29 protein-coding genes are annotated in these 25594 nt (G+C 69.3%); 8 read left to right on the top strand and 21 right to left on the bottom strand.

Annotation, left to right across the window (positions count from 1 at the left end; translation table 11 throughout):
• Nucleotides 1–122: 122 nt before the first annotated feature.
• Genes BHQ18_RS18145 through BHQ18_RS18135 form a run of 3 tightly spaced genes read left to right on the top strand, consistent with a single transcriptional unit; the run spans nt 123 to nt 2701 of the window.
• Nucleotides 123–905: a methylase gene (locus tag BHQ18_RS18145; RefSeq protein WP_069415025.1), complete on the top strand. Its 783-nt coding sequence runs from the start codon at nt 123–125 to the stop codon at nt 903–905.
• A gap of 27 nt (nt 906–932) precedes the next feature.
• Nucleotides 933–1760, top strand: a complete 828-nt coding sequence (locus BHQ18_RS18140) for a carbon-nitrogen hydrolase family protein (protein WP_069415024.1) — start codon at nt 933–935, stop codon at nt 1758–1760.
• Nucleotides 1757–2701, top strand: a complete 945-nt coding sequence (locus BHQ18_RS18135) for an LmeA family phospholipid-binding protein (RefSeq protein WP_069415023.1) — start codon at nt 1757–1759, stop codon at nt 2699–2701. Before BHQ18_RS18140 ends, BHQ18_RS18135 begins: the two co-directional genes overlap by 4 nt.
• 3 nt (nt 2702–2704) lie before the next feature.
• On the opposite strand, the gene BHQ18_RS18130 is transcribed toward BHQ18_RS18135, so the two are convergent.
• The 9 genes from BHQ18_RS18130 to BHQ18_RS18090 all read right to left on the bottom strand — a co-directional run bounded on the left by BHQ18_RS18130 (nt 2705) and on the right by BHQ18_RS18090 (nt 10110).
• Entirely contained in the window at nt 2705–4180 is a 1476-nt protein-coding gene (locus BHQ18_RS18130; protein WP_069415022.1) for a hypothetical protein, read from the bottom strand.
• Nucleotides 4177–5793 (bottom strand): S53 family peptidase, encoded by a 1617-nt coding sequence (locus tag BHQ18_RS18125; RefSeq protein WP_372516668.1) that lies wholly within the window; start codon nt 5791–5793, stop codon nt 4177–4179. Before BHQ18_RS18125 ends, BHQ18_RS18130 begins: the two co-directional genes overlap by 4 nt.
• Nucleotides 5762–6019, bottom strand: coding sequence for a hypothetical protein (locus BHQ18_RS18120; protein WP_084294130.1), 258 nt, complete (start codon nt 6017–6019; stop codon nt 5762–5764). Before BHQ18_RS18120 ends, BHQ18_RS18125 begins: the two co-directional genes overlap by 32 nt.
• A 117-nt stretch (nt 6020–6136) precedes the next feature.
• Complete coding sequence (gene deoC, locus BHQ18_RS18115; protein WP_069415088.1) at nt 6137–6778, bottom strand: deoxyribose-phosphate aldolase; 642 nt, start codon at nt 6776–6778, stop codon at nt 6137–6139.
• Nucleotides 6779–6813: 35 nt separating this feature from the next.
• Nucleotides 6814–7215: a DUF2599 domain-containing protein gene (locus BHQ18_RS18110; protein ID WP_069415021.1), complete on the bottom strand. Its 402-nt coding sequence runs from the start codon at nt 7213–7215 to the stop codon at nt 6814–6816.
• Nucleotides 7215–7496, bottom strand: coding sequence for a DUF2516 family protein (locus BHQ18_RS18105; RefSeq protein ID WP_069415087.1), 282 nt, complete (start codon nt 7494–7496; stop codon nt 7215–7217). Before BHQ18_RS18105 ends, BHQ18_RS18110 begins: the two co-directional genes overlap by 1 nt.
• Nucleotides 7497–7550: 54 nt before the next feature.
• Nucleotides 7551–8204 carry a heparin-binding hemagglutinin gene (locus BHQ18_RS18100; protein ID WP_069415020.1) on the bottom strand — a complete coding sequence of 218 codons (654 nt, stop codon included), beginning with the start codon at nt 8202–8204 and terminating at the stop codon, nt 7551–7553.
• A gap of 49 nt (nt 8205–8253) precedes the next feature.
• Nucleotides 8254–8682 carry a helix-turn-helix domain-containing protein gene (locus BHQ18_RS18095; RefSeq protein ID WP_069415019.1) on the bottom strand — a complete coding sequence of 143 codons (429 nt, stop codon included), beginning with the start codon at nt 8680–8682 and terminating at the stop codon, nt 8254–8256.
• A gap of 90 nt (nt 8683–8772) precedes the next feature.
• Nucleotides 8773–10110, bottom strand: coding sequence for a DUF445 domain-containing protein (locus BHQ18_RS18090; protein WP_069415018.1), 1338 nt, complete (start codon nt 10108–10110; stop codon nt 8773–8775).
• Nucleotides 10111–10214: 104 nt separating this feature from the next.
• On the opposite strand from BHQ18_RS18090, the gene BHQ18_RS18085 reads away from it, so the two are divergent.
• The 3 genes from BHQ18_RS18085 (at nt 10215) to BHQ18_RS18075 (ending at nt 12867) form a co-directional block, all read left to right on the top strand.
• Nucleotides 10215–10922, top strand: coding sequence for a TetR/AcrR family transcriptional regulator (locus BHQ18_RS18085; RefSeq protein ID WP_069415017.1), 708 nt, complete (start codon nt 10215–10217; stop codon nt 10920–10922).
• A complete protein-coding gene (locus BHQ18_RS18080) occupies nt 10919–11752 on the top strand; it encodes a polyphosphate kinase 2 family protein (protein ID WP_069415016.1) in 834 nt (277 codons plus the stop codon). Before BHQ18_RS18085 ends, BHQ18_RS18080 begins: the two co-directional genes overlap by 4 nt.
• Before the next feature lie 284 nt (nt 11753–12036).
• Complete coding sequence (locus tag BHQ18_RS18075; RefSeq protein ID WP_069415015.1) at nt 12037–12867, top strand: PDDEXK-like endonuclease domain-containing protein; 831 nt, start codon at nt 12037–12039, stop codon at nt 12865–12867.
• On the opposite strand, the gene BHQ18_RS18070 is transcribed toward BHQ18_RS18075, so the two are convergent.
• The 3 genes from BHQ18_RS18070 to BHQ18_RS18060 all read right to left on the bottom strand — a co-directional run bounded on the left by BHQ18_RS18070 (nt 12855) and on the right by BHQ18_RS18060 (nt 16147).
• Nucleotides 12855–13709 (bottom strand): 3-hydroxybutyryl-CoA dehydrogenase, encoded by an 855-nt coding sequence (locus BHQ18_RS18070; RefSeq protein ID WP_069415014.1) that lies wholly within the window; start codon nt 13707–13709, stop codon nt 12855–12857. The genes BHQ18_RS18075 and BHQ18_RS18070 overlap by 13 nt on opposite strands.
• 106 nt (nt 13710–13815) lie before the next feature.
• Entirely contained in the window at nt 13816–15102 is a 1287-nt protein-coding gene (aceA, locus tag BHQ18_RS18065; protein ID WP_069415013.1) for an isocitrate lyase, read from the bottom strand.
• A 268-nt stretch (nt 15103–15370) separates the two neighbouring features.
• On the bottom strand, nt 15371–16147 hold the full coding sequence (locus tag BHQ18_RS18060; protein ID WP_069415086.1) for an acyl-[acyl-carrier-protein] thioesterase: 777 nt from the start codon (nt 16145–16147) through the stop codon (nt 15371–15373).
• Nucleotides 16148–16261: 114 nt separating this feature from the next.
• Here BHQ18_RS18060 and ramB point away from each other — a divergent pair, with 114 nt between their 5' ends.
• Together ramB and BHQ18_RS18050 are read left to right on the top strand one after the other, a co-directional pair.
• Entirely contained in the window at nt 16262–17689 is a 1428-nt protein-coding gene (gene ramB, locus BHQ18_RS18055; protein WP_069415085.1) for an acetate metabolism transcriptional regulator RamB, read from the top strand.
• A 10-nt stretch (nt 17690–17699) separates the two neighbouring features.
• Nucleotides 17700–18251, top strand: coding sequence for a carboxymuconolactone decarboxylase family protein (locus tag BHQ18_RS18050; protein ID WP_069415012.1), 552 nt, complete (start codon nt 17700–17702; stop codon nt 18249–18251).
• On the opposite strand, the gene BHQ18_RS18045 is transcribed toward BHQ18_RS18050, so the two are convergent.
• The 9 genes from BHQ18_RS18045 to BHQ18_RS18005 are packed head-to-tail and all read right to left on the bottom strand — an operon-like array spanning nt 18248 to nt 25586.
• Nucleotides 18248–18538 carry a hypothetical protein gene (locus BHQ18_RS18045; RefSeq protein WP_084294128.1) on the bottom strand — a complete coding sequence of 97 codons (291 nt, stop codon included), beginning with the start codon at nt 18536–18538 and terminating at the stop codon, nt 18248–18250. The two genes, BHQ18_RS18050 and BHQ18_RS18045, sit on opposite strands and share 4 nt — an antisense overlap.
• A 2-nt stretch (nt 18539–18540) precedes the next feature.
• Nucleotides 18541–19935, bottom strand: coding sequence for a dihydrolipoyl dehydrogenase (gene lpdA / locus BHQ18_RS18040; protein ID WP_069415011.1), 1395 nt, complete (start codon nt 19933–19935; stop codon nt 18541–18543).
• Between the two features lie 9 nt (nt 19936–19944).
• Entirely contained in the window at nt 19945–20568 is a 624-nt protein-coding gene (locus tag BHQ18_RS18035; RefSeq protein WP_084294127.1) for an ABC transporter ATP-binding protein, read from the bottom strand.
• A complete protein-coding gene (locus tag BHQ18_RS18030; RefSeq protein WP_069415010.1) occupies nt 20565–21332 on the bottom strand; it encodes an ATP-binding cassette domain-containing protein in 768 nt (255 codons plus the stop codon). The genes BHQ18_RS18035 and BHQ18_RS18030 overlap by 4 nt, the downstream gene beginning before the upstream one ends.
• 2 nt (nt 21333–21334) lie before the next feature.
• Nucleotides 21335–22162 (bottom strand): ABC transporter permease, encoded by an 828-nt coding sequence (locus BHQ18_RS18025; protein WP_069415009.1) that lies wholly within the window; start codon nt 22160–22162, stop codon nt 21335–21337.
• Nucleotides 22159–23205, bottom strand: coding sequence for an ABC transporter permease (locus BHQ18_RS18020; RefSeq protein WP_084294137.1), 1047 nt, complete (start codon nt 23203–23205; stop codon nt 22159–22161). The genes BHQ18_RS18025 and BHQ18_RS18020 overlap by 4 nt, the downstream gene beginning before the upstream one ends.
• The gene (locus tag BHQ18_RS18015) at nt 23193–24779 is read right to left on the bottom strand and encodes an ABC transporter substrate-binding protein (RefSeq protein WP_234794223.1); all 1587 of its coding nucleotides are present in this window, start codon (nt 24777–24779) and stop codon (nt 23193–23195) included. Before BHQ18_RS18015 ends, BHQ18_RS18020 begins: the two co-directional genes overlap by 13 nt.
• A gap of 50 nt (nt 24780–24829) precedes the next feature.
• A complete protein-coding gene (locus BHQ18_RS18010) occupies nt 24830–25294 on the bottom strand; it encodes a hypothetical protein (RefSeq protein ID WP_069415008.1) in 465 nt (154 codons plus the stop codon).
• 13 nt (nt 25295–25307) lie between these two features.
• Nucleotides 25308–25586 (bottom strand): putative holin, encoded by a 279-nt coding sequence (locus BHQ18_RS18005; protein WP_069415007.1) that lies wholly within the window; start codon nt 25584–25586, stop codon nt 25308–25310.
• Nucleotides 25587–25594: the final 8 nt, after the last annotated feature.

The following is a 25594-nucleotide window of genomic DNA, read 5'->3' as shown; positions in this document are numbered from 1 at the left end:
CGCCGTCGCACAACGATTTGCGGGCAACACCATTGCCAAACGAGAGTGCAATCTACTTTCACCAGCCGACACACTGCGGTCGCGTGGCGCAGCGGCGGGTTCACCGGCCCTAAACTCGAACCATGAGCGGGCCCATCGGTCAGCTGACCCGGGGCACCACCGGCTACAACCGGCTGCGCCGCAGCGATCGCTGGCTGGTGCACGCGCCGCGCGTGCGAGCCGCCCTGGTCTCGGCCGCCGACCCGCTCGTCGTCGACCTGGGCTACGGCGCACTTCCGGTCACGACACTCGAACTGGCCGCGCGCCTGCGGGTGGTGCGCAACGACGTCCGCGTCGTCGGCCTCGAGATCGACCCCGCGCGGGTGCAGTCCGCGCGCGCGGCCGCACGTTCCGATGTGCAATTCGGTCTCGGCGGCTTCGAACTGGCCGGGATGCGCCCGGTTCTGGTGCGCGCGTTCAACGTGTTGCGCCAGTACCCCGTCGAGGACGTCGCCGGCGCCTGGTCGGTGATGCAACGCCAGTTGTCCCCCGGCGGGCTGATCGTCGACGGCACCTGCGACGAGGTCGGTCGGCGCTGCTGCTGGCTGCTGCTCGACGCCGCCGGACCGATCAGCCTGACCCTGGCCTGCGACCCGTTCGCCATCGAGCGACCCTCCGACCTGGCCGAGCGCCTACCCAAGGTGCTGATCCACCACAACGTCGACGGGCAACCCGTGCACGCCCTGCTGGCGGCGGCCGACCGCGCCTGGGCCAGCGTCGCCGGTCACGGCGTCTTCGGTCCGCGGGTGCGTTGGCGCGCGATGCTGGAGCTGTTGCGCGACAACGGTTATCCGGTGACCCCTGCGCGCCGTCGGATGCGCGACGGTGTGCTCACCGTGCCGTGGTCGGCTGTGGCTCCGGTCTGAGTTCGCGTTCGTCGATAAGCTGGCCGCATGCGGATTGCCCTGGCGCAGATCCTCAGCAGCGACGAGCCGACCGCCAACCTGGCGCTGGTCGAGGACTACACCCGCCGCGCCGCCGACGCCGGCGCGCGGATGGTGCTGTTCCCGGAGGCCACGATGTGCCGGTTCGGGGTTCCGCTCGCACCGGTCGCCGAACCGCTCGACGGGCCGTGGGCCACCGAGGTGCGGGCCATCGCCGAACGCGCGGGCGTGGTCGTCGTCGCGGGCATGTTCGTGCCGTCGGACGACGGCCGGGTCCTCAACACGCTGATCGCGACCGGTCCGAGCACCGACGGCTATATCGACGCGCACTACGAGAAGATCCACCTCTACGACGCGTTCGGGTTCAAGGAGTCCAAAACTGTCGCGCCGGGCCTGGAGCCGGTGGTCATCGACGTTGACGGGGTCCGGGTCGGCCTGACGCTGTGCTACGACGTGCGCTTCCCCGAGCTGTACGTCGAGCTGGCCGAACGCGGGGCCCAGCTGATCACCGTGCACGCCTCGTGGGGCAGCGGTCCGGGCAAGCTCGACCAGTGGACGCTGCTGGCCAGGGCCCGCGCGATCGACACCACCGGCTACGTCGCGGCGGTCGACCAGGGTCACCCCGAACCCGACATCGCGGCCCTGGGGCCGACGGGAGTGGGCGGCAGCCTGGTCGCCTCACCGCTGGGCGAGGTAGTCGACGCGGCGGGCGCCGACCCGCAGCTGCTGGTGGCCGATCTGGACCTGGAGGCCGGGCGCAAGGCCCGCGAGACCGTCGCGGTGATGAACAACCGCGCGGCGTTCACCCGTCGGGGTAAGGCAGAATCGCGGGCGTGACCGACCCCTGGGCCCGCCCGAACCAGCCACCACCTCCGCCGGAGGGCCAGTTCCCACCCGGTCCGCCACCGCAGCAGGGTCCGCCCCCGCAGGGACCACCACCGCAGGGACCTCCCCCTCCCCAGGGACCACCACCGCAGCAGGGGCCACCACCGCACCAGGGGCCTCCCCCGCAGGGTTCAGCGGAGCCCTCCGGATCCCGGCTGGGCAACCTGCTGCGCGACCCGCTGTCGATCGTGCTGGTGTTCGTGATCGTGGTGGCGCTGGCGCTGGCCGGTCTGCTGGGCGGCGAGCTGTATGCGCGCAACCGCGCCGACACCGTCGTCGCCCAATCCGTCTCGTGTGTGGTCGAGGACGAGGCCAGCGCCTCGTTCGGGGTGATGCCGCCGTTCCTGCTCCAGCACATGAGCGGGCACTACACCAACATCCGCGTCGAGACCGCGGGAAACCAGATCCGCAACGCCAAGGGCATGAAGGTCAACCTCGAGATCGACGATGTGCGGCTGGAGGACTCCGCCAACGCCAGCGGTTCGATCGGCTCGCTGGTCGCCAACATCACGTGGTCCTCGGCGGGCATTCAGCAGACGATCTCCGACTCGATCCCGCTCATCGGCGCGTTCGTCAACGGTGTGAAGACCAACCCGTCCGAAGGCACGGTGGAACTTCAGGGACCGCTCGGCGCGATCAAGGCCAAACCCGCGGTCGTCGACGACGGGATCTCCCTGCAGGTTGTCGAACTGACCGGGCTGGGTTTCACGTTGCCGCGCGAAGCGGTCCAGCCGGCGTTGGACGCGTTCACCAGCCAGCTGACCAAGAACTACCCGATGAACATCAAGGCCGATTCGGTCAAAGTCACCGATTCCGGTGTGGAGAGCCGGTTCTCGACCACCAACGCCGACATCCCGAAGGGTCAGCAGGACCCGTGCTTCGCGGGACTGTGACCGTCAGTCGCCGGTGCCGCCCCAGCGGAAACTGTTGACGTACTTGCCCATATCCATGGCGAGCTGAAGGTTGGCCCCCGACGGGTGCCCGGTGCCGAAGTCCTGGGTGAATTCCCGGTACGGCCCGATCGCCGCGGCCACCAACGCGTAGTCGTTGCGCACCGCGACCACCACGATCAGCCGCAGCCGGGTGAAGGTTCCGTTGGCGTCCTGCGGGTAGTCGTCGGCGACGACGCCATAGCCCGGTTCGTACCCCACCATCGCGTTGGGGATCTCGTATTCGGTTGTGGCCTCGGGATAGTACTGGTCGATCAGGTCCTCGGCGACCTGCTCGGCGGTGCGGTTCTCGGCGGGCAGCCCGAACAGTTCCAGCGTGCCGGTGTCGCCGCCGACGAAATCCAACTCGACGCCGTCGGGGTGCATGGTGGCCTCGTAGGCGCTGCCCGCACCCGGGTACTGCACCGAGAACGCCCCGTCCTCGGCGTAGAAGCGCGGGTTCGACTCGATCGGCTCGCCGATCGGCGGGCGACCGCAGTCCGGCGGGCACTCGATCCGGCCGAGGTCGGGGGTGATCAGCAGCGCCACCGCAGACCCGGCCGCCGCGACGACCGCGGCACCGACGGTGAACGTCGCCAGCACCCGCACGGGACGCACGGTCGCCGCGGCCGGATCGGAGACCACGGCGCGCTGTGCGACGCCGAGCGCCCACAGCGCGATCGCCGCGAGCACGACGTGCACCGCCAGGTGCAGACCGTGCAGCATCGGCAGGAACTCCGTCACGCCCATGATCGTGTAGATCGCCAGCGCGACAAGCACACTCGCGATGACCGCCGCCCTGCGACCCAGAACGACCGTGATCCCCACCATCCCGCCGAGCGCCGCCGCGGTCACCGGCAGCGCGAGGCCCTGGATGCCGGCCTGCACCAGCAGCACGGCGACCGGCCGCTCCTCGGTGGTGACGCCGGTCGCGAACTGCGGCGCCAGCCGGGCCAGCGTGGCGGCGGCGGTGAACACGACCGCACCCCACGCCCCGATCACATAGCCGCGCAACGGCTCCCGCATCCGGCGACCGAACACCACCGCAGGCACCACCATCAGCAGCGCGCTGCCGGCCGGGACCCCGATGCCGGTGAGCAACCGCTCGTCGTCCGTGCCGGGCGCGTTGAGCGCGACGTCGTGTGACAGCGCGACCAGCGTGCCGGTGACGAGTGCCCACCCGGCACCGAGCGCGACGGCCAGCGCGGCGCACCAGGCCAGCACCCGCCGCTCCGACGCGAAGGTCCACAGGGACAGCGCGAACACCAGCGCGAACCCGAGCGCGGCGACCGAGATCATCGCCGCCTGCCACCGCAGCAGGCCGCCTGCGCACAGCATCGCCGCGAGCAGACCCAGCGCCACCAGGAACGGTGCGCGGGAGCGGACGTGCGGGAAGAGATTGCCGGGCAACGGGATCGACCGATCGGGGGCGGCCAGGCTCACCGCACCCCCGCCCGCTGCAGGTCGAGGAAGTTCTGCGCCAGGTTGTAGGTGTTCGGCGTGCCCAGACCGGTGGCGAGGTCATAGCCGGCCTCCGCCATGTCGACGGCGTTGCCGCCGCGGCGCACGTCGCGGAACCCGGGCAGCCGCGAACCGGCCGCCACCCGGTAGAGCAGCGGGTTGATGTTGCCGAGTTGGTGGCCGCCGTTGGCCATCAGGTACTGGTTCATCAGCACGGTCAGCCCGGCCCAGATCGGCGCCGACTGCGAGGTGCCGCCGCCCATCATCTCGCGCTGGCCGAAGATGAACCGCACGCCGGTGAACGGATCGGCCACCGCGGACACGTCCGGCGCCAACCGTCGGCCCTGCGTGTCCCGAGCCACGGTCAGCCGCTTCTGCCACGGCGGCCGTTCGTACAGTTTGGATACCCCGCCGCTGGTCCCCTGCGACAGAGGAGAATCCACCCAGGCGTGCTCGGCCAGCCACTGCCCGTTCTTACCGGTCGACAATGTGGTGCCGCCGACCGACGTGATCGCCGGCAGCGACGCCACCGCGTCCAGGCCGACGTCGTCGGGTCCCGGCGGTGCCGACCACTGTTCGCCGCCTTTGCATTCCAGTCCCGCGGTGTCCCCGCTGGCGTCGAACACCGAGGTGCCGCGTCGCTGCGCGGCGGCCAGCGCGGCCTCCACCGGAGCGAGGTCGGCGGCGGTGACGAACGCCTCGCACCCCCATCCGATCGACAGGCTCCACACCGCGCCGGGGTAGTCGCGGTTTACCGACTCGAACAGCGCGCCCAACTTCTCGTAGGGGCCGTCGCCTTCGACCGTCGGGCGGGCGTTGACGACCACCAGCCGTGCGTCGGGCGCAATGGCATGTGCCACTTGGAGATCCATCGCCGTCTCACCGTGCTGCTCGGCGGGTTGGCCGCCGACGATCTCGGGGGTGAATCGTGGCAGCCCCGACGTGTCGGCGAACATGTCGAGGTCGGCCTGATCGGCGCTGTCGAACGCGAAGAAGACGATCGTCGCGCCCTGGCCGGTGAACCCGGCGTCGATCAGTGGTGTCGCGTTGTAGGCGTCGACGAGTCCCTGCGGGGTCAGACCGCCCTTGGGAACGTCGAGCGGAAAGAACCCGGGCGACTTCGTCCGGTACGGGGTGAAGCTCATGATCCGGCCGACGGCCGTGACCGTACCGCGCAATTCCGTTGGGGTGTCGGGTTGTTCGGGTGAGGCGTAGAAGACACGGCCCTGCGGTGCGCGGTAGTCGTGCACCGGGACGTCGAAGACGCGGGCCACGTCGGCGGCCGCGCCTTCGACAACCGCCCATTCGTTGCCGGCCCGCCACCGCACCCAGAGTCCGCGGGCGGCGGCCCACGTCGTCAGGGTCTGGGCACCTGAGGCGTCGGCGAGGGTGACTGTCAGCTGCACGTCCCCGGATGCGGAAGGGCCGAGGTCGGTGGAGTCCGCGAGCAGCGCCGCGACCGGGCCGGCGATGACCGCCCGGTGCTGCGGCGTGCACGCGGCGCTGAACGCCGAGCAGGCGAGCAGGACTACGGCGGCGAGCGCCGTGAGCCGATGTCGGCGACTACTTATGGCCGGGCGTGGCCGTCGGTGCAGGCGGGGCAAGATGCGTCGGCGAGAACGGGTTGGGCTCGTTCGGGTTGATCCGCGGGGCCTTCTCGGTGGGGGTGGCCGCCGGACCGGTGGTCGTCGTCGTGGTGGTGGTCGACGTCTCGGGGGCCTGTTCCTCTTCGCTGGAGCAGGCGGCGGCGCCGAGCACCAGGACCGCGGCCACACCGGCAACTAGAGGAACACGTCGAAGCAAACCCGTCTTGGTCATCATGATCAGATCCTATCTATGGTTTCAGCGGCGACGGAAGCGCCGGCAGGCGACCTCTACGAAAGTCGCCCGCCAGCCTACAGCAAATTTACGAAACGTGCGTCAATTTATAGTGCGGGGCTATCCGGACAGGCCGTCGAGCACGGCGCGGGTCCCGGACAGGCCCAGACGGTGCGCGCCCGCCGACAACATCGCGGCGGCGTCGGCGGCGGTTCGGATACCGCCACTGGCCTTGACCTGCGGCCCGACTGTGGCCATCAACTCGACCGCGCGCACCGACGCTCCGCCCGCTGGGTGAAAGCCCGTCGAGGTCTTGATGAAGTCGGCGCCCGCGCCTGCCGCCGCCCGACTTACGTCCAGCAACGTCTGCTCGTCGCCGAGGAGCAATAGCGCCGCCGATTCAACGATGACTTTCAGCACCCTGCGGTCACCGATCGCCGACCGGACCGCGGCCACCTCCGTGCCGATGGCGGCGAAGTCGCCCGCCAATCCGGCCCCGACGTCGATCACCATGTCGATCTCGTCGGCGCCGTCGGCCACCGCGAGCCGCGCCTCCTCCGCCTTGATCGCCGGCAGGTGTTTGCCCGACGGGAAACCCACGACGGCACAAAGCTTCTGGGCCGAGGACCCGGCTCGTTTGGCGACGGCCAGCATCGACGGCGACACGCAGATCGCGTAGACCCCGAGTGCCGCGGCCTCCTCGGCGAGTGCGGTCACGTCGGCGGCGGTGGCCTCCGGTTTGAGCAGGGTGTGGTCGACCATCGCGGCGACCTGATCGCGGCGGTACCCGTCGGCCACTAGAACGGCTCTTCGGTGCCGCCGGGGTTGCAGCCGGCTTCCAGCATCTCCTGATAGGGAACCTCCGGACGCCACGGCTCGAGGTTCCAGCTGGTCTTGCCGGGGTAGCCGAGTTCGGCGTACTCCCAGTGGCACAGGAACTGCGGTTTCATACCGGGAATGTCGGCGTCCGGGGACTGCGCGAGCACTTCGGCCCACGCCGCCTCGGCGGGGGTGGAGGCCGCCGGCCCGGAGGCCTGGCGACCGGCCGCGGTCGGATAGACGCGCAGGCTGGACAGGTCACCCCACTTGGCCCACTCGACGTGGTCGACGTAGGGCGGGGCGGGGGTGGCGTTGGCGACCGGCGCGCACAGCCCGGCCGCGACGACGCCCGCCGCCACCGCGGCAGCGACTCTGCGCACTAGCGCGACTTCCCTTGGATCTCCAGCAGTTTGGGACGCACGTCGACCAGGTAGACGCCGGTGGCGACGGCGGCGATGGCGGTGCCGGTCACGCCGAGCACCAGCGCCAGCAGGCCACCCACGCCGATGATCACCAGCCACACCGGCTTGGTCAGCTTGTCCGCGGCCGGGTAGGCGTCCGGCCGCTGCATCGCCGCGTGCACGAACGCGTACACGGTCACCGCGAGCACGACGATCTGCAATATGAAAAGGACGTAACCCACCAGGCCTTGGAGCTGCACGCTCACAAGACTAAGCGGGTTACGTCCCCGTGGTCGACTCCGGGCCGTGCGGGCCTACTTCTGGGTGACCTTCTTGGCTTCAGCCTTCTTGGCGGGGGCCTTCTTGGCCGGCGCCTTCTTGGCGGGAGCCTTCTTCGCCAGAGCCTTGGCCGGGGCCTTCTTGGCGGCGGTCGGCGCCGGGGCGTCGTCCTCATCCTTGCCGGCCTTCTTCGGCAGCTCGACGCCGACCAGCTTGGCGGCGCGCTCGCCGACCGCGCGGGTCTGGGCGGCGACGTTGCCCAGCGCCTCCTGGGTCAGCTCGACGGCCTGGTCGGTGTAGCCCTCGACCCGGCCCGCGGCCTCGGTCAGACCGGGCTGGGTGCGCAGCCGCTCCAGCGCGGCCTCGCCACGCTCGATGAGCTTGGTGTAGGTGGTCTGCGCGGCGTCGGCGTAGGTCTCGGCGAACTTGCGCAGTTCCTCGGAGGTCAGGCGCTCACGCAGCTCACCGAACTGCGAAGGCAGGTCCTCCTGCAGGCGGTCGATGCGGGCGCGGGTCTCGTCCACGCGGCTGCGCGAATCGGTGCGGGCCTCGCCGGCGCGCTCGCGCAGGGTCGCGACGATCTCGTTGACCCGCTCGAGGGCGAGGTCGGCGGCGCCCACGGCGGCGAGCAGCGGGGCCTTCAGGTCGTCAACGGTGGGCTGGTTCTTGGCGGGAGTGTTCTTGGCCATGGTTTTCCTTTCTCAGGACTTCAGTTGATTGCTTGTCAGTACGTGAGGTCTAGTCAGTCGTCGACTCCTCACCTGTTTCGCCGGTTGCCTCGGCATCGTCGGCCTCGTTCTGGGCGCAGAACGAGGTGTAGATGTCGAGCAGCACCTGCTTCTGCCGCTCGGTGATCGCGGTGTCGTTGACGATGGCGTCGCGGACCTCGCTCGGCTCGCTGGGCTCGAGAATCCCGGCGCGGATGTAGAGCACCTCCGCGGACACCCGAAGCGCCTTGGCGATCTGGTTGAGCACATCGGCAGACGGTTTGCGCAGTCCCCGCTCGATCTGGCTGAGGTAGGGATTGCTTACGCCGGCCTTCTCGGCCAGCTGTCGCACGGACACCTGGGCGGCCTCGCGCTGGCTGCGGATGAACGAGCCGATGTCCTGGGCCGCGGTCTGGGCAGCGTTGGATACGACGACGGCAAGCTTCTCGTCTTGCGACATTCGTAGCCCCCTCGCGCAATGGGTATCCAACAAGCGACACCACCACCGTACGACGGGGTGCTAACTTTTGCAAGCACTAGCTAGCGCAGGTCAGAAGAGTAGCTGGCCTATCGAATAGATCACCAGGCCAGCCAGCGAGCCCACGACCGTGCCGTTGATCCGGATGAACTGGAGGTCGCGGCCGACGTGCAGCTCGATACGGCGGCTGGCCTCGTCGGCGTCCCACCGCTCGACGGTCTCGGTGATGATCGCGGTGATCTCCACGCCGTACTCGGCCACCAGATGCTGGGCCGCGCGCACGATCCAGTTGTCCACCTTGTCGCGAAGATCGCCGTCGTCGCGCAGCGACTCCCCGATGCGCACGACGGAATCGGCGATGCGGGTGCGCAGCGCCGAGGACGGGTCGTCGACGGACTCGAGGATGATCCGCTTGGCCGCCGCCCACGCGGTCTCGGCGGCGCGGGCCACCTCGTCGCGGCCCATCAGCTGTTCCTTGACGTTCTCGGCGCGCTGGATCGTGGCCTCGTCGTGCTGCAGGTCGTCGGCGAACTCGAACAGGAACCGGGTGGCCGAGCGGCGCAGCTCGTGGTCGGGGTTGCGGCGCACCTTGTCGGTGAAGTCCATCAGCTCGCGGTGGATGCGGTCACCGACGAGATGGTCCACCCAACGCGGCGACCACTGCGGCGAATCCCGCTCGATCACCCGCTCGATGACCGGGCCCGCGTTGAGCGACCACTGGAACGCCCGGTCGGCGAGCAACTGCAGCAGCGCCTCCTGGCGGCGTTCCTCGAGCAGTGTCGCCAGCACACGGCCCACCGGCGGGCCCCACTGCGGTTCGGCGATGCGTTTGACGATCATGCGGTCGAGCAGCTGCTGGATGTCCTCGTCGCGCAGCATCTCCACCAGCACCCGCAGCACGGTGGCGGTCTCGGCGGCGACGCGTTCGGCGTGCGCGCGCTCGGAGAGCCACTTGCCCATCCGCCCGGCCACCTCGGCGTTGCGCAGCTTGGTCTCGACGTTGGCCGGCGACAGGAAGTTCTCCCGCACAAAGGCGCCCAGGCCCTCGCCGAGCTGGTCCTTCTTGCGCTTGATGATCGCGGTGTGCGGGATCGGGATGCCCAGCGGATGCTTGAACAGCGCGGTGACCGCGAACCAGTCGGCCAGGGCGCCGACCATGCCGGCCTCGGCGGCGGCGCGCACGTAACCGACCCAGCCGGGCGCTCCGACCGACTGGGCCCAGCTGCAGAGCAGAAAGACGATGCTGGCGGCGACCAGGAAGCTCAGCGCCACGACCTTCATCCGTCGCAGGCTGCGCCGCCGTTCGGCGTCGGCGACCGAATCCGCGCCCGCCAGCGACTCGGCGAAGCTCGGACGCGGGCCGGCGGGGGCCGTTCGAGCGGGTCCACCCGGGCTCGGTCTGTGTGCCACTTCTCCATCATCCGCTACCGCGCGGGCGGGCCCCGGTCCGACAACCCGCACCCTCAAGATCAGCCGTAGTATCGGGGGGAACTAGTGAACGGATCACGGGGATAGTGGCACAGCAGACCCAGGCGATCGCGGTCAAGACAGACGGCCGCAAACGGCGATGGCATCAGCACAAAGTGGAACGCCGCAACGAGCTGGTCGATGGCACCCTGGAAGCCATCCGCCGCCGCGGCAGCAACGTCAGCATGGACGAGATCGCTGCCGAGATCGGTGTCTCGAAGACGGTGCTCTACCGGTACTTCGTCGACAAGAACGATCTGACCACCGCGGTGATGATGCGGTTCGCGCAGACCACGCTGATCCCGAACATGGCCGCGGCGCTGTCGTCGAACCTGGACGGCTTCGAGCTGACCCGCGAGATCATCCGCGTCTACGTCGAGACCGTCGCCGCCGAACCCGAGCCGTACCAGTTCGTGATGGCCAACAACTCGGCGAGCAAGAGCCGGGCCGTCGCGACGTCGGAACAGATCATCGCGCGCATGCTCGCGGTGATGCTGCGCCGGCGGATGGCGGCCGCCGGGATGGACACCGGCGGAGTGGAGCCGTGGGCGTTCCACACCGTCGGCGGGGTCCAGCTGGCCACGCACTCGTGGATGTCTAATCCGCGGATGAGCTCCGACGAGCTGATCGACTACCTGACCATGCTGTCGTGGAACGCGCTGTGCGGCATCGTCGAGGTGGGCGGATCGCTGGAGAAGTTCCGCCAGCAGCCGCATCCGTCGCCGGCGCTGCCGAACCGTCCGGACAACGGATGACGATCCCCGAGGCTCTGCGGTTCCGGGCCGGCCTCCAGGTGGCGGACATCGACCCTTCGGCCACACCGGGTTTCGACGGGTCCAAGGCCGATGCCGCCGCAGTACAGGCGGCGCGCAGCCAACGGCTCGCCGAACTGCAGGAGATGCTGTACGCCAGCTCGAAGGGCGGCGACGACCATCGCTCGGTGCTGCTGGTGTTGCAAGGAATGGACGCCGCAGGTAAGGGCGGAATCGTCAAACACGTTGTCGGCGCGGTGAATCCGATGGGTGTGCGCTACACCGCGTTCGGTAAGCCGACGGCCGAGGAACTGGCGCACGACTTCCTGTGGCGGATCCGGCGGGCGTTGCCGCCGGCCGGCCACATCGGCGTGTTCGACCGGTCGCACTACGAGGATGTGCTGATCGTGCGGGTACGCAACCTGGTGGCGCCGGAAGTGTGGGGTGCGCGCTACGACGAGATCAACGCGTTCGAACGTGAACTCGTCGACGCGGGAACGACGGTGGTGAAGGCCGCGATGTTCATCTCGCTCGACGAGCAGAAGGAGCAACTGCTCGAGCGCCTCGACGACCCGACCAAGCACTGGAAGTACAACCCCGGCGATATCGACGAACGCCTGCTGTGGCCGCAGTACCAGGAGGCCTACCAGGCGGTGCTCGACCGCACATCGACCGACTACGCGCCGTGGCACGTCGTACCGGCCAACCGTCGCTGGTACAGCCGGCTGGCGATCACCGAGATGCTGATCGAAGCGCTCGAGGGGCTGCAGTTGTCGTATCCTCCGGCGGATTTCGACGTCGAGACCGAACGCCAGCGCCTGCTCTCGTCGTAGGCCTCCCTGGCGCGCCCCACCCGCGCCCGCGCGCACCCCCGCGCGTGCACCCGCACCGAGCGTCGAAACTATCGCGCGATTCAGCCCAAAACACGCCAAAAACCCGACGCTCGACGAACCCACCCAACCCCCAGCCCCCCACCCGCACCGAGCGTCGAAACTATCGCGCGATTCAGCGCAAAACACGCCAAAAACCCGACGCTCGGCGAACCAACCCAGCCCCAAGCCCGCACCGAGCGTCGAAACTATGGAACCGTCCGAGCCTCTGGTGCGCCTAACCATGTATGGAGCGCTTCATTCTCGGCAGCCAGGCCGTCAGGGCGGGTGCTGTGACACGCTATGCCTTGAGCAGGGACTACGTGAAGATCCACCAGAACGTGTACGCCCGCGCGGGCGTGAAACTCGACGCTGCCGACAAGGCGATGGCCGCGTGGTTGTGGTCGCGCGGCACGGCAGTGGTCGTCGGCCACTCGGCTGCCGCGATGTACGGGACGCGATGGCTTCCCGACGACCTCCCTGCAGAACTCGCGCATCCCAACCAACCGTCGCCCCCGGGCATCGTCATTCATCGTGGCGCCCTCGCCGAAGATGAAGTGTGCCTTCGCGGCAGCATCGACTGCACGACGCCCGCCCGCACGGCCTACGACATCGGCCGTCGCGTCGCCGGGGACCTCGGTATCGAGCGCATCGACGCGGTGCTCAACGCGACCGGGTGCACTCCGAATGAGGTGCACCGGATAGCCGATCGTTATCCCGGCGCAAGAGGTATCCGGCGGCTTCGCGCCGCCCTCGCCCTCGCCGACGGCGGCGCCGAGTCCCCGAAGGAGACCGAGCTGCGACTACTCCTGGTCCGCGACGGGTTGCCGCAACTGACCACCCAGATCCGCGTCGGCAAACGCCGAGTCGACATGGGCTGGCCGCAATGGAAAGTCGGCGTCGAGTACGACGGAGAGCACCACTGGACCAATCCGGACGACCACGCCGCCGACATCGAACGGCTCGAATACCTTGCGTCGCAGGGCTGGACGATCATCCGGGTGTGCGCCCGCCAGCTTCGGCGCGATCGAGCCGGGATCCTGCGGCGTGTGCGGACCGCGTTGGCTCAGTACGTGTAGAAGCCCCGCCCGGACTTCTTACCCAACTGGCCGGCCTCGACCATCCGCAGCAGCAGCGGCGGCGCGGCGTAGCTCGGGTCCCGGTACTCGTCGTACATCGAATCGGCGATCAGCTTCATGGTGTCCAACCCGATCAGGTCCGCAAGCCGCAACGGCCCCATCGGATGCGACAACCCCGCCACGATCGCGGTGTCGACGTCCTCGACCGTCGCCACCCTCGCCTCGACCATCCGGATCGCCGACAGCAGATACGGCACCAGCAGCGCGTTGACCACGAAACCCGAACGGTCAGAACACCGTACGACCTTCTTGCCCAGAACCTCGCTGGCGAACTGCTCGGTCCGCTGCACCGCCTCCTCGGAGGTCACCAGCGTGTTGACGAGTTCGACCAGCGGCAGCACCGGCACCGGGTTGAAGAAGTGCAATCCGAGCACCCGGCTCGGATTCTTCGTCGCCGCAGCGATTTTCATGATCGGGATGCTGGAGGTGTTCGACGCCAGCACCGCGTCGGGATCGGTGACGACGGCGTCGAGCTCGCCGAAGACCTTCGCCTTGACCGCCTCGTCCTCGACGATCGCCTCGATCACCAGTTGCCGATCGGCGAGGTCGAACAGATCGGTCGTGTACGACAACCGTGCCAACGTCGCATCGCGGTCGGCCTCGGACAGCTTGCCCTTGGCGACCGCCCGCTCCAGCGACGACGTGATGCGGTCGCGGCCCGCGTCGACGAGCGCCTTGCTGGGTTCGTAGACGACGACGTTCGCGCCGGCTTTCGCCGAGACCTCGGCGATACCGCTGCCCATCTGCCCGGCGCCGACGACACCCACTCGTTCAATGCTCACTTGTGTCCTCTCCACAACATCAGGCCCCGCCCAATATAAGGACGGGGCCTGATGACAAGCCGTTGGGCCTCGTGAGCCTACTAAGCCTGGTCTGTTGAACCGGGGCCTAGTGGAACTGACCCTCTTCGGTCGAACCCTTCAGCGCGGTCGTCGAGCTAGTCGGATCGACGGTGGTGGCGATCCGGTCGAAGTAGCCGGCGCCGACCTCGCGCTGGTGCTTGGTCGCGGTGTAACCCCGCTCCTCGGCGGCGAACTCGCGCTCCTGCAGCTCGACGTAGGCGCTCATCTGGTTGCGGGCGTAGCCGTAAGCCAGGTCGAACATCGAGTAGTTCAGCGCGTGGAAGCCGGCCAGCGTGATGAACTGGAACTTGAAGCCCATCGCGCCGAGCTCCTTCTGGAACTTCGCGATCGTCGCGTCGTCGAGGTGCTTCTTCCAGTTGAACGACGGCGAGCAGTTGTAGGCCAGCATCTGGTCCGGGAACTCGGCCTGCACGCCCTCGGCGAACTTCTTGGCCAGCTCGAGGTCGGGGGTGCCGGTCTCCATCCAGATCAGGTCGGCGTACGGCGCGTAGGCCTTGGCGCGGGCGATGCACGGCTCGATGCCGTTCTTGACCCGGTAGAAGCCTTCCTTGGTCCGCTCACCGGTGATGAACGGCTGGTCGCGCTCGTCGACGTCGGAGGTGATCAGCGTGGCGGCCTCGGCGTCGGTGCGGGCGATGACGACGGTCGGCACGTCGGCCACGTCGGCGGCCAGCCGGGCCGAGGTCAGCGTGCGGATGTGCTGCTGGGTCGGGATCAGCACCTTGCCACCGAGGTGGCCGCACTTCTTCTCCGACGCCAGCTGGTCCTCCCAGTGCGAGCCCGCGACACCGGCGGCGATCATCGCCTTCTGCAGCTCGTAGACGTTGAGCGCACCGCCGAAGCCGGCCTCACCGTCGGCGACGATCGGCACCAGCCAGTTCTCCACCGACGTGTCGCCCTCGACCTTGGCGATCTCGTCGGCGCGCAGCAGCGCGTTGTTGATGCGACGCACCACCTGCGGGACGGAGTTGGCCGGGTACAGGCTCTGGTCGGGGTAGGTGTGGCCGGACAGGTTGGCGTCGCCGGCGACCTGCCACCCGGACAGGTAGATGGCCTTCAGGCCGGCGCGGACCTGCTGGACGGCCATGTTGCCGGTCAGCGCGCCGAGCGCGTTGACGAACTCCATGTCGTGCAGCTGGTTCCACAGGATCTCGGCGCCGCGCCGGGCCAACGTGGACTCCTCGACGACGCTGCCCTGCAGCGCGACGACGTCCTCGGCGGAGTAGTCACGCGTGACGTTCTTCCAGCGGGGGTTGGTGTCCCAGTCGCGCTGGATCTCTGCTGCGCTCTTCGGCTGGCCGACGGTTGACATGGCGTTCCTCCGGATCTGTTCACTTCGCTGCGGCGCCGCCGGGAGACCCGGCTTTGTTAACGCCTGAACGGCTTTGCCGCTCTGCTAATCCGAGGATGCCTCACAACATCACCGCAGGTCCAGCCGTTTACATTGCCAACTTCAGCCAACTCAACCCCGAAATTTGCAAAGGTTGCGAAGAACGGTCAGCGCTTGACCGGTTCAGAAGTTACTCGCTGGTAACGCATTTGTGCTGGTCAGTACGCCCGTACTGTTTACCGGACGGCAATCAGAGCGAGAAGATCGCCGCGACGGCTTTGGCCTCGTCGCCGACGGCGTATGTGAGCGTTGTAACAGTGCGATCGGTCAGTTCCGGACCGAACTGGTCGGTGCTTCCGGCCGGGTGCACATGGCTCAGGATCTCCATCTTGTCGCCGAGCGCGACCGCGGCGTCGTGCTCGATGGTCACCCGCAGCGGATAACGCACCGACTCTGGATGGTGGTACAGGTAGTCCTCGATCACCGACCAGTACACCGAGTTGTTCATGTGGTCGAAGATGTCGATGTCGCTGACCCGGATCGGGTAGTCGCGGATCTCGTCGGCGTCCTCGCGGCTGCCCGCGGTCAGATAGGCCTTCCACCGCAGCCGGTCCACGTCGGTGGTGCGGCGCAGCCCCTCGAGGAAGTCGTCGGAGATGCGCGACGGCCCCTGCGTCTCGCGGTTGATGTTGATCCAGAACGCCTCGGACTCGACGAGCCCGCCCTTGCGCCCGTCGATGCGCACCCGCATCTCGCACCACCGGTTCGACGTGCCCGAACACCAGCGGCGCAGCCGCAGGATGTCCTGGAATTCGATGGGGCGGATCATGTCGATCATCGTGCGCCGCACGATCCACAGCGGATGGGTCTCCTGGAAACCCATCTCGCGCAGCTGGTCGGAGCCGATGTCCTGGATGTGGCGGGTGGCGGCGTCGAACTTCAGCCGGCCCTCGCGGTCGACGTCGGCGACCCGCAGCGGCCACTCGATGTCGAACACGTCCGGATGCGGGTCAGGGACCGGCATCATGACCTTCGCGAGGCCGGGTCCCTGCTTGGTGCTCACGAAGGCCGATCCTGCCACAGGCACCGAACTGCCAACAATGCGAAGAACGTCTTCGCACCGTTGCTACGCTGGCTGATCATGGCGAAAACGTTCGTCGGATCACGGGTTCGACAGCTGCGCAGCGAACGCGGATTCAGCCAGGCCGCACTCGCCCAGATGCTCGACATCTCGCCGAGCTACCTCAACCAGATCGAGCACGACGTACGCCCGCTCACCGTGGCGGTGCTGCTGCGGATCACCGACGTATTCGGGGTCGACGCCACCTTCTTCGCCAACCAGGACGACACCCGACTGGTCGCCGAACTGCGCGAGCTGACCCTCGACCGCGACCTGGACATCGACGTCGACGTCGCCGAGATCGCCGACCTGGTGGCGTCGCATCCGGCGATGGCCCGCGCCATGGTCAACCTGCACCGCCGCTACCAACTGGCCAACACCCGGCTCGCGGCCGCCACCGAGGACCGGTTCGCGCTCGTCGGCGGCAGCTCGGGGTCGGGCTCGATCACGATGCCGCACGAGGAAGTGCGCGACTACTTCTACGAGCGGCAGAACTACCTGCACGAACTCGACACCGCCGCCGAGGACCTGACCATCCGGATGGGCATGCACCGCGCCGAACTGGCTCGCCAACTCACCGACCGGCTGAGCATGGTGCACGGCGTGCGGATCGTGCGGCGCCGCGATCTGGGCGGCTCGGTACTGCACCGCTACGACGCGTCGACCAAGACGCTGGAGTTCAGTAATCACCTGTCCCCGGGGCAGACGGTGTTCAAGATGGCCGCCGAGCTGGCCTACCTGGAGTTCGGCGAGCTGATCGAGAAGCTGGTCGACGAGGGCAAGTTCACCAGCGACGAGTCCACCCGGCTGGCCCGGATGGGGCTGGCCAACTACTTCGCCGCGGCAACGATGTTGCCGTACGGGCAGTTTCACGACATCGCCGAGGAGTTCCGCTACGACGTCGAGCGCCTCTCGGCGTTCTACTCGGTCAGCTACGAGACCATCGCGCACCGCCTGTCCACCCTGCAGCGGCCGTCGATGCGCGGGGTGCCGCTGTCGTTCGTCCGGGTCGACCGGGCCGGCAACATGTCGAAACGCCAGTCCGCCACGGGTTTTCACTTCTCCTCCAGCGGCGGTACATGCCCGCTGTGGAACGTCTACGAGACGTTCGCCAACCCCGGCAAGATCGGCGTGCAGATCGCCCAGATGCCCGACGGCCGCAACTACATGTGGGTGGCGCGCACCGTCGAGCGCCGCGCGCAGCGCTACGGGCAGCCCGGTAAGACGTTCGCGATCGGGCTGGGGTGCGAACTGCGCCACGCGCACCGCCTGGTCTACTCCGAGGGCCTGGACCTCTCCGGTGAGGTGTCCACGCCGATCGGGGCCGGGTGCCGGGTCTGTGAACGCGACAACTGCCCGCAGCGGGCGTTCCCGGCGCTGGGCCGGGCACTCGACATCGACGAGCACCGCAGCACCGTGTCGCCGTATCTGGTCAAGCAGCAGCTATAGACTCGCGACGGTGAGCGAACTCGAGTCGGCACGCATCGCGCCCGGTGGATTCAAGGAACTCGGCCCGGTCAACTGGGCCATCGCCAAGATCGGTGCGCGCGCCATCCGCGCCCCCCGCTTCAGCTTGATGAATGTGCTTGGCCAGCACCGGCTTCTGTTCCTGGCGTGGCTGCCCTACAGCGGAATGCTGCTCGGGATGATGAGCAAGCTGCCCGTCCGCGACGCCGAGACCGTCATCCTGCGCGTCGGCCACCTGCGCGACTGCGAGTACGAACTGCAGCAGCACCGCCGGCTGGCCCGCACCCGCGGCATCAGCCCCGAGGTGCAGAAGAAGATCTTCGAGGGTCCCGACGCCGAAGGCCTGACCGCCCGGCAGCGGGCGCTGATCACCGCGACCGACGAGTTCGTCGTCACCCGCGGGGTCTCGGCGCAGACCTGGGCGCGGCTGGCCGAGCACCTCACCAAACCGCAGCTGATCGAGTTCTGCCTGCTGGCCGCCCAGTACGACGGGCTGGCCGCCACGATCACCACACTGAAAGTGCCGCTGGACTTTCCGGACTAGAGGTACGTGATGCCGAGCACGATCAGCGACAGCAGCACCGGGGAGATCGGCAGGCCGCACAAAAACGCCGCCCACACCTCGGCCTTGCGCTCATAGGCCCGCCAGCCCAGCCAGCCGGCCGCCCCGCCGACGACGAACGACACCGCGGCGACGACGAGCACCCACGTGCTGACGGTGCCGCTGGCGGTGGCGAACGAGATCCCGGCCAGCCACAGGATGTGGCCGATCACCAGCCCGCCGATACCGGCGACCCAGATGGCCCGCGCACTGGTGGACGTCTGACCCACGGTCAGAAGTTGATCATGTGGCCAACCAGGCCGTGGAAGCACTCCTGCAGCGCCTCGGACAACGTCGGGTGGGTGTGCACGTTGCGGGCCAGCTCGTTGGCGGTCAGATCCCACTTCTGCGCCAGCGTCAGCTCGGGCAGCAGTTCGGAGACGTCGTGGCCGATCAGGTGCCCGCCGATCAGCTCGCCGTACTTGCCGTCGGCGATCAGCTTGACGAAACCGGCGGGTGCGCCCATGCCGTGCGCCTTGCCGTTGGCGGTGAACGGGAACTTGGCGACCTTGACGTCGTAGCCCTCCTCGCGGGCCTGTTCCTCGGTGAGCCCGAAGCTGGCGACCTGCGGCTGGCAGAACGTCGCGCGCGGCATCATCCGGTAGTCGCCCAGCGGCAGCGTCTCGGCGCCGGCGATGGTCTCGGCGGCCACCACGCCCATCGCCTCGGCGACGTGCGCGAGCTGCAGCTTGCCGGTGACGTCGCCGATCGCGTAGATGTGCGGCTTGTTGGTGCGCATGTAGTCGTCGATGCCGATGCCCTTGCGGTCGGTCAGCGCCACTCCGGCCGCGTCCAGCCCGTAACCGTCCACGTTCGGCGCGAAACCGATTGCCTGCAGCACGGTTTCGGGGTTGAGCTGCTCCTCTTTGCCGTCCTTGCTGACGGTGACCGTGACCTTGTCGCCGTCGTCGTCGATCGATTCGACCTTGGTGCCGGTGAGGATCTTGACGCCGAGCTTCTTGAACTGCTTCTCGATCTCCTTGGACACCTCGGCGTCCTCGTTGGGCAGCGCCCGCGGCAGGAACTCGACGATCGTGACGTCGACGCCGTAGTTCTTCATCACGTAGCCGAACTCCATGCCGATCGCGCCCGCGCCGGCGATCACCACCGACTTGGGCAGCTCACGCTGCATGATCAGCTCTTCGTAGGTGATGACGTTCTTCGACAGCTTGGTGCCTGGCACCAGCTTGGTGCTCGCACCGGTGGCGATGATCGCGTTGTCGAACTCGACGGTCTCGGTGCCGCCCTCGTTCAGGTCGACCTCGAGGGTGTGGTCGTCCTTGAACTTGCCGTACCCGTGGATCTCGGTGATCTTGTTCTTCTTCATCAGGAAGTGCACGCCGGCGACCCGGCCGTCGGCGACCTTGCGGCTGCGGTCGAACGCCGCGCCGTAGTCGAACGTGGCCTCCCCGTTGATGCCGAAGGTCTTGGCTTCCTTGGTGAAGATGTGGGCCAGTTCGGCGTTGCGCAGCAGCGCCTTCGACGGGATGCATCCGACGTTGAGGCACACGCCGCCCCAGTACTTGGGTTCGACGATGGCGGTGTTCAGTCCGAGCTGGGCGGCGCGGATGGCCGCGACGTACCCGCCGGGGCCTGCTCCGAGCACGACGACGTCATAGTGGGTCACGCCCCCACCCTAATGGCCGACGGCCGCGGCGGACAGCGGCAGGACCTCGTCGCTGAGCGCCTCCACCAGCGCGGCGTCGTGGCTGACCAGGACCACCGCGGCGGTGCCGCCGACCTCACGCAGGACGTCGACGACGTCGCCGGTGGCGATCGGGTCGAGCATCGCGGTCGGCTCGTCGCACAGCACGTAGGACGCCCGCTGCACCAGCATCCGCGCCAGGCACGCCCGCTGCAGCTGCCCGTCGCTGACCTGTCCCGGGTGGCGGTCGAGCAGCGCGGCGGTCAGCCCGACCCGTTCGACGGCGTCGCCGATGTCGGCCTGCGTGCCGCGGATCGCGGCGGGCTCGGCGACGATGCGGCGCAACGTCCAGCGCGGGTTGCAAACCAGCCGCGGGTGTTGCGCCAGCAGGGCCAGCGACCCGCGCGGCGCGGCGGCGGCGCCGTCGTAGCGGATCTCGCCGGCCGCGGGCCGGTGCAGTCCGGCCAGCACCCGCAGCAGCGTGGTCTTTCCGCATCCCGACGGTCCGGTGATGCCGGTGACGGCGCCGGTGGCCGCGGTGACGTTCACCCCGGAGAACACCCGATGCTCGCCGAACCGGGCCGCGACGCCGGTCGCCTCGATGCGGTGGCTCACGCTGGCACCCGGTCGAAGAAGCGCGCGGCGTATTCGTCGTGCCCGTCGAGCAGGTCGACGACGGGCCCCTGGCGCAGCACCGCCCCGTCGCGCATCAGCGCCACTTGTCCGCACGCGTCGGCGGCCAGCAGCGACGCCAGGTCGTGGGTGATCACCAGCACCGCGGCCCCGTCCGCGGCGGCCTCGGCCAGCAGCCCCCACACCGTGGCGGCGTTGTCGGGGTCCAGCGCGGAGGTCGGCTCGTCGGCGATCAGCAGCTCGGGCCTGCCGGCCAGGGCGGCGGCGATCGCGGCCCGCTGCGCCATCCCGCCGGACAGTTCGTGTGGGTAGCGGTCCCCGACGTCGCCGGGCAGGCGCACCGCGGCAAACAGTTGTTCGGCGGTGCGGTCGGCGTTCACCCGCCGGCACACCTCGGCGACCTGGGAGCCGACCGTGCGCACCGGCGTGAACGACGTCGCCGCCGACTGCGGCACCAGCCCGATCCGCCGGCCGCGCAGCTGCCGCCAGGCCCGCTCGCCGGCGGCGCTCATGTCGTCGTCGCCGATCGTGATGCGCCCCGAGATCCGCGACGACGCCGGCAGCAACCCGCACAGCGCGAGCGCGACAAGCGACTTGCCGCAACCGGATTCGCCGATCAACGCGGTGACGTCACCGGCGGGCAGGGCGAGGTCGGCGCCGTCGAGGACGCGTACGACGGGTGCCGCGCGGCCACCGCGCACGGCGATGTCGACGGTCAGATCGGTGATCTGCGCTGCGATGTCCATGGTCACCACACCTGTCCTGTTGGAGGGGCGCTGCGGCGGCGCAGGGCCGAACCGCCGAGCGCGAACGCCAGCGCCGTGACGATCAGCGCGGCGGCCGGGGCGGCCAGCGTCCACCACGCGCCGGTCAGCACGTCGCCGCGGGCCTCGCCGAGCAGCGTGCCGAGGCTGGCCCGGTCCGGGGACAGCCCGACGCCGAGGAACGACAGCGTCGACTCGTGCCAGATGGCATGCGGCAGAAGCATGATCATCGCGACGAGCGCCTGCCCGGTCACCGCCGGGAGCATGTGCCGTCGCGCGACGAACCACCGCGACGCCCCGGCCAGGCGCGAGGTCTGCACCCAGCCGGCCTCGGTGACCGACAGCAACTCGGCGCGGACCACGCGCGCCACCGCGGGCCAGTGGGTGAGCGCGATGGAGGCGATGATCGCCAGCGGCGCGCCGCGCCACATCGCGGCGATGACGATGCCGACCACCAGGTGCGGCAGCGCGTTGAAGCCGTCGACGGCGCGCATCACCAGCGCGTCGACCCACCCGCCCGCCAACGCCGAGACGATGCCGATCAGCAGTCCGAGCACGGTTGCCGCCAGCGCGCAGGCCGCCGCGATCGCCAGCGAGATCCGCAGCCCCTCGGCGCAGCGCACGAGCAGGTCGTAGCCCGAATGGTCGGTTCCGAGAAGGTGTTCGGCGCCGGGCGGGCGCAGCGCGGCGGCGAAGTCGGCGACCTGCTCGCCGGCCAGCACCGGGATCACCACCGCCGCGGAGGCGATCACGGCGATCAGCAGCCACGGCCACGGGACCCGGGTGCGGGTGTCGGCGTACACGGTGCTCATGCGGCCATCCCGATTCTCGGGTCGAGCGCGACCGCGGCCGCGTCCGACAGCGCCGAACCTGCCAGCACCGCGAACGCCGACCCGACCGTCAACGCGGCCAGCAACGGAAAGTCCAGGGCAGCAGCGGAATCGACGAGGACCGCGGCCATACCGGGCCAGCCGAACACGGTCTCGACGATCGCCGCGCCCGCGATCAGCTCCGGCAGCCGGGTGCCCAGCAGCGCCAGCGACGGCAGCACCGAGACCGGCGCGATGTGCCCGCGCAGCAGCGCCCAACCGTCGACGCCGCGGGCCCGGGCGCTGCGCACCGCGTCCGACGCGCAGGCGTCGACCACCGCGGTCCGCGTCGTCAACAACAGCCACGGGATCTGCGAGACGGTCAGCGCGATCAGCGGCAGGACGCCGTGACGCAGCACGCCGGCCACGGTGTACGGGTCGCCGGGCGGGGCGGCGCCGGAGGCCGGGAACCAGCGCAGCCCCACCGCCATCACCGCCACCAGGGCCAGCGAGACGACGAACGGCGGCACCGCGGCGAACGTGACGGCGAACGCGTTCGCGGCGCGGTCGAGCACACCGCCGCGGCGCATCCCGGCCACCACGCCGAGCAGGATCGCGACAGCAGCGCCGATGACGAGCGCGGCACCCGAGAGCGCCAGCGTGAACGGCATGCGGTCGGCGAGCACCGTGGTCACCGGTTGCGACTGCGTCGACGACCAGCCGAGGTCACCGTGCAGCAGCCCGGTCACCCACTGCCACCATGCCTGCCACCACGGTTGGTCGACGTCGTAGGCCGCGCGCATCGCCTCGCGTTGGGACGGGGTGGCCCGCTGGAAGTTGTCGCCGAGGTAGGCCACCAGCGGATCGAACGGCGACATCGAGGCCACCGCGAACATCGCCAACGACACCGCCGCGGTCACCGGCACGGCGATCGCGAGGCGAATGCCCAGCAGCCGCAACGCGATCCGCCCCCGCCCGCTTTGTCGGCGCCGCCCGGTGGTGGCGGGCGGCGGGTGCGCGACAGACGGACGGGTCAGCGTTGCCATGCCGCGAGGTTCCACCACGGCCCCCAGGCCACGCCGTGGGAGTGCGGTTCCAGTATCGGCGCGGGCGCGCGCCAGCCGAGGTCGCGGTAGCCGTAGGTGTGGTCGAGGAACACCAGGAACACGTGCGACGGCGCGGTGGCATAGGTCGACTGCACCTGGCGGTACAGCGCGTCCTTCTCCGGGCCCGTCGCGGCCTGCCGGGCACGTTCGAGCAGCCCGTCGAGTCCGGGGGCGGTGAAGTTGCCGGGGTTGGAGTAGATCGACGAGTCCGGTACGCGGGTGTGCAGGGTGTCGTAGACCTGCGAGTCGATGCTGTAGGGCGTCGACCCGCCGCCGAGCAGCACGGCCGAGTCACCGAAGCGGGTGTCGATCTCGTCCCAGCTGCTGCCGCGGGTGCGCACGTCGATGCCGAGCGGTTTCATCGCCGCGGCGAACGCCACCGCCAGGTCGCGACGCAGGCTGTCGGAGGCGTTGTAGAGCAGTTCGAATGACGCTGGGGCGCCGTCTTTTTCGCGGATTCCGTTCGGGCCGGGCCGCCAGCCGGAGCGGTCGAGCAGGGCGGTCGCCTCGGCGGTGTCGAAGCCGAACTGCGCGCCGTCGTCGTAGGCGTCGCCGTAGACCGCGGCGATCGGGGTGCTGGCCGGACGCGCCTTGCCCGCCAACACCTCCCGGGCCATCGCCTCACGGTCTACACCGAGGTTCATCGCCAGCCGCGCCTGCGGGTCGGCGGTGAACGCGTTGCCGGCGGGCAGCGCCACACCGCGCCAGTCGGCGGACTGCACGGCCACGGTCTGCACGTCGTCGCTCGCGACCGAGTCGATCAGGCGGGGCGGCAGGCTCACCCCGTCCACCTCGCCGGCCACGATGCGTTGGGCGCGGGTGTTGTCGTCGGGGGTGTGGGTGTAGACGATGCGTTTGACCTGCGGGGCGCCTGCCCAGTAGTCGTCGCGGGCGACCATCACGGCCTGGTCGGGGCGCAGGCTCTCCAGCCGGTAGGGCCCGGTGCCGGCGGGTTGGGTGTTGACGGCCCAGTCTGCGGCCGGGCCGTTCTCGATCTTCTCCGACGGCAGGATGCTCAGCAGCAGGTAGGGCCGCGGGTCGGCGGCGCTGTCGGTCTCGACGATCACCGCGTCGGGCCCGTCCGGGGTGACCTCGGTGACGGCCTGCAGGTTGGTCGAGATCTCCGAAGCGACCGCGGGATTCTTGACCGCCGCGTAGGTGGCGACGACGTCGGCGGAGTCGAACGTCGTGCCGTCGGAGAACGTCACACCGGTGCGCAGCGGGACCCGCCAGCGTTGCGGGCCCGCGGGTTCGGGAGCCGCGGTCGCGAGTGCGGGCACGAGGTCGGGTACGACGTCGTCGGTGTCGGCCTGCGGCCGGTAGAGCCCGTCGTAGAGCGGTGAGACGCCCTGTTCCCCGTAGCCGGAGACGGGGTTGAACGCGCCCAGGTCCTGCGACTCGGCCAGCACGATCTGGTCCGAGGGTGCGGAGCTTTCCGTCGCGCAACCGGCGAGTACTACGGCTGCCAGCAGGACCGGCAGTGTCCGCGACCCAGCGCGTCCCGAAGCCAACACCTGTCTATCTGAACATATGACTCACCGAGGCGCAGCGTGCACCCGGGTTTTCAGTACGGAATCAGGCCCGCAAAGCAGCGGCTGGCCCATTCGCAGAAGTAGAGGCCGTGCAGCACGGCGGCGCCGCCGACCGCGGCCAGCGGCGCCGATGTCAGCGCGATCGCCAGCGCGGAGATCAGCGGTCGCGGCGCCATGGCCGCCAGCAGGCCGCCAACCGTCGTGCAGATCACGAACACCAGCACCACGAACACCGGCGCGGTCTTGTCCAGCGAGTGGTACCACCAGTGGTACAGACCCCACCCGGCCACCGCGGCCAGCGCCCACACGGCCGCGACGACGAGCACGAACGTCCAGCGTTTGAGGTACTGGTAGTTGCCGGGCACCGCGACCGGATGCGCCGGGACGGGCACCGGTTCCGGGCGGTCGGTGTCAACGACGGCCACCGGCGCGTGCGGCGTCTCGAACTCGCCGGTGTCGAACGTCGGCGTGTACGGCTCGGTCGGTTCGCCGGCCATCGTGTCGGTCCGCTCAGGCACCGTGCACCGCCTGGATCGCGACCAGTACCCCGAACCAGCCCGGCGCCACCGCGAGCAGGAACGCGCCGACCGTCGTCACCCAGCGCCGCCCGGACAGCAGGATCGTCAACATGCCCAGTCCGGCGGGCACCCCGACGACGAGCGCGATCACGACGTCGGGCCGAATCGGCGTGTCCACCAGCAACGTCGAGGCGATGCCGAGGATCAGACCCACGGCGGTCCCGACGAGCAGTGCGCTCGTCAACAGCCATGCGCGAGGCAGCGGTATCACGGTTTTCA

The organism is Mycolicibacterium flavescens (assembly GCF_001722335.1).
GTDB classification, from domain to species: Bacteria; Actinomycetota; Actinomycetes; order Mycobacteriales; family Mycobacteriaceae; genus Mycobacterium; species Mycobacterium flavescens.
This window is presented reverse-complemented; position numbering and strand designations above follow the sequence as displayed.